Consider the following 2,723-nt stretch of genomic DNA (forward strand, 5'->3'; position numbering starts at 1 on the left):
GGGATGGCCTGCATGGCGGCGGCATAGGGGCGGAAGGCGGGCGGGTAGTCGACGGGGGCGATGTCGGCGACCACCAGGCGGGCGATGCGGGCGGGCTGGGACAGCGCCAGGGTCATCGCCACCTTGCCGCCCATCGAATGGCCGAGCAGGTCGACAGGCTGGTCGCCGAGCAGCGCGGCCAAGGTCTCGGCCACGTCGGCCGCCATGACCGGATAGTCCATGACGGCGTCATGCGGCGACTGCCCGTGGTTGCGCAGGTCGAGCGCGATGACGCGGCGGCCATTCGCGGCCAGGGTCTTCTGCACGGCGGCAAAGTTTTGCGCCTGGCCGAACAGCCCGTGCAGCAGGATCAGGGGGCGGCCTTCGCCCATCTCGACGGCGCGAAGCTGCATGTCGGAAAAACCCCTCAGCCGCGGGTGGCGACGACGACGCTGGCGCCGATCAGCGCGCCGCCGATGATGACGTCCCAGCCCACCGGCTCGCCCAGCCAGAGGGTGGAGACGATGACGCCGATCGCCGGCGCCAGCAGGAAGCCGACCGAGGAGACGGCGCCCGGTAGCCGGCGCCCGGCCTCGATGACGGCCCAGGTGCCGACCGGGGCCACGATGCAGCCGATCAGCGCCGCATGCCAGTAGGAGGCCGGGCCGATGCCGCCCGTGGGCTCCATGACGATCGCCATCGGCACCAGGATCAGCCCGCCCAGCAGGAAGCACCAGGGCAGGTTGGCCAGCATCGTGGTGCGCGGCGGGAAGCGGCGGGTGACGATGATGGCGCAGGACCAGAGCAGCGCCGCCAGCACCAGCATGGCGTGGCCGAGCAGAATGTCAGGATCGCGCCAGTCCACCGCCCAGGGGCCCGACAGCGCCGCGACGCCGGCCAGGCCCAGCCCCGCGGCAGCCCAGCGCCGGGGAGAAACCGTCTCGCCCATCAGCAGGACCGACATCGGCACCAGCCAGTAGATGGTGACATTGGCCAGCACCGCGGTGCGCCCGGCCGGGACCAGCGCGACCGCCAGATGGGTCAGCGCGAAGAACAGGCCGAGCTGCAGCAGCCCGACGCCGAGCACCGCCGGCCAGTCCTGCCGCGAGGGCAGGCTGAGCTGGCGCATCATCGCCAGGCCCAGCCCGGAGACCAGCGCCCCCAGCAGGGTGCGGGAGACGGCGAACCACAGCGGCGAGGCATCGGCCAGCGCCGCCTTGGTCACGGGCCAGGCGCCGCCGAACAGGGTCACGGCGATCAGCAGCAGGCGCAGGTCGGCCAGTTTCAGCATCAGGGGTGGGCAGGCTCGGGCAGGAGGGCGAAGATCGTTATTTTGAGAGGTCGAGCAGGATCTTGCCGATATGCGTGCTGCTTTCCATCAGCGCATGCGCGGCGGCGGCCTGGTCGAGCGGGAAGACCGAATGGATCACCGGCTTGCAGCGGCCCTCGGCGAGCAGCGGCCAGGCCTTGGCCTCCAGCTCGGCGGCGATGGCGCCCTTCTCGGCGGTGGTGCGCGGCCGCATGGTGCTGCCGGTCACCGTCAGGCGCTTCAGCATGATCGGGCGCAGGTCGACCTTCTCCGCCTCGTGGCCCTGCAGGAAGGCGATGATCACCAGCCGGCCGTCCTTCGCCATGCAGCGCAGGTTGCGCTGGAAATAATCGGCGCCGACCATGTCGAGCAGGACATCGACGCCGCGCCCCTCGGTCAGCGTCTTCACCTCGGCGGCGAAATCCTGGGTCTTGTAGTTGATCGCGGCGTCGGCGCCGAGATCCAGCATGGCGCGGCATTTCTCGTCGCTGCCGGCGGTGGCGTAGACCGTCGCGCCGAAGGCCTTGGCCAGCTGGATCGCCGTGACGCCGATGCCGGAGGTGCCGCCATGCACCAGCAGGGTGTCGCCGGCGGCCAGGCGGCCATGGCCGAAGGCATTGGCCCAGACGGTGAAGAAGGTCTCCGGCAGGGCGGCCGCCTGCAGCGCGTCGAAGCCGGCCGGCCAGGGCAGCGTCTGCGCCTCGGGCGCGGTGCAGTATTCGGCATAGGCGCCGCCATTGGTCAGCGCGCAGACCTTGTCGCCGACCTTGTAGCGCTTCACCGCATCGCCGACGGCCACGACCTCGCCCGCCGTCTCCAGGCCCAGGATCGGGCTGGCGCCCGGCGGCGGCGGATAGGAGCCCTTGCGCTGCTGCACGTCGGGGCGGTTGACGCCGGTGGCCTGGACGCGGATCAGCACCTCGTCCGGCTTCGGCGACGGCACCGGGCCGCGCGCCGGCACCAGCACCTCAGGCCCGCCGCCCTCACCATGGGCGATATAGGTCATCTCCTGCGGCAGGGTCGTCATCCTGGGTCGTTTCCTTGCGGCCATGGGTGTGGCAGGGTCGCGAGGGTCGGCGCCCGGCCGCTTCCCGTCAAGCCAAGCACGAGCATGTCACGATGATGCATCCGCCCCGTCGCGCGACGGGAAGGCCGGAGAAGCAGGCCAGCGAAGAATCCTCTGCCGTGTTCCCGCTGCTGGACCGCCGGCGGCTGCTGCAGGGCGCAGGCGCCCTGGCGGCGAGCGGCCTGGCCCGGCCCGCCCTGGCCCAGGCGCCACGCGCCGCCGAGCTGCGCATCGGCGCGGTCTATCCCTTCGCCGGTCCTTTGGCGCTGCTGGGCGACGAAAGCTTCCGCGGGCTGGAGCTGGCGGTCGAGGCGCGCAACGAGGCGGGCGGCGTGCAGGGGCGGATGCTGCGGCTGGTCAAGGCCGAGG

At 71.8% G+C, this 2,723-nt stretch carries 4 protein-coding genes; 1 reads left to right on the forward strand and 3 read right to left on the reverse strand.

Going from position 1 to position 2,723, the window contains the following annotated elements; translation table 11 throughout:
- The 3 genes from BKE38_RS19890 to BKE38_RS19900 form a co-directional block, all read right to left on the reverse strand.
- On the reverse strand, positions 1–392 hold a 392-nt coding region (locus BKE38_RS19890; protein WP_131829661.1), incomplete at its 3' end, for an alpha/beta fold hydrolase.
- A gap of 14 nt (positions 393–406) precedes the next feature.
- Entirely contained in the window at positions 407–1,270 is an 864-nt protein-coding gene (locus tag BKE38_RS19895; protein ID WP_076958995.1) for a DMT family transporter, read from the reverse strand.
- A 37-nt stretch (positions 1,271–1,307) separates the two neighbouring features.
- Positions 1,308–2,315, reverse strand: a complete 1,008-nt coding sequence (locus tag BKE38_RS19900) for an NAD(P)H-quinone oxidoreductase (RefSeq protein ID WP_076958996.1) — start codon at positions 2,313–2,315, stop codon at positions 1,308–1,310.
- A gap of 158 nt (positions 2,316–2,473) precedes the next feature.
- Between BKE38_RS19900 and BKE38_RS19905 the strand changes: the two genes are divergently transcribed.
- Positions 2,474–2,723 (forward strand): ABC transporter substrate-binding protein (locus tag BKE38_RS19905; protein WP_242662491.1); only part of this gene is annotated, 250 nt, incomplete at its 3' end.

This window comes from Teichococcus deserti (genome assembly GCF_001982615.1).
GTDB classification, from domain to species: domain Bacteria; phylum Pseudomonadota; class Alphaproteobacteria; order Acetobacterales; family Acetobacteraceae; genus Pseudoroseomonas; species Pseudoroseomonas deserti.

Bases quoted from the DNA above. Each gene is read 5' to 3' on its own strand.
- BKE38_RS19895 (WP_076958995.1), bottom strand. From the start codon at position 1,270: ATGCTGAAACTGGCCGACCTGCGCCTGCTGCTGATCGCCGTGACCCTG.
- BKE38_RS19900 (WP_076958996.1), bottom strand. From the start codon at position 2,315: ATGACGACCCTGCCGCAGGAGATGACCTATATCGCCCATGGTGAGGGC.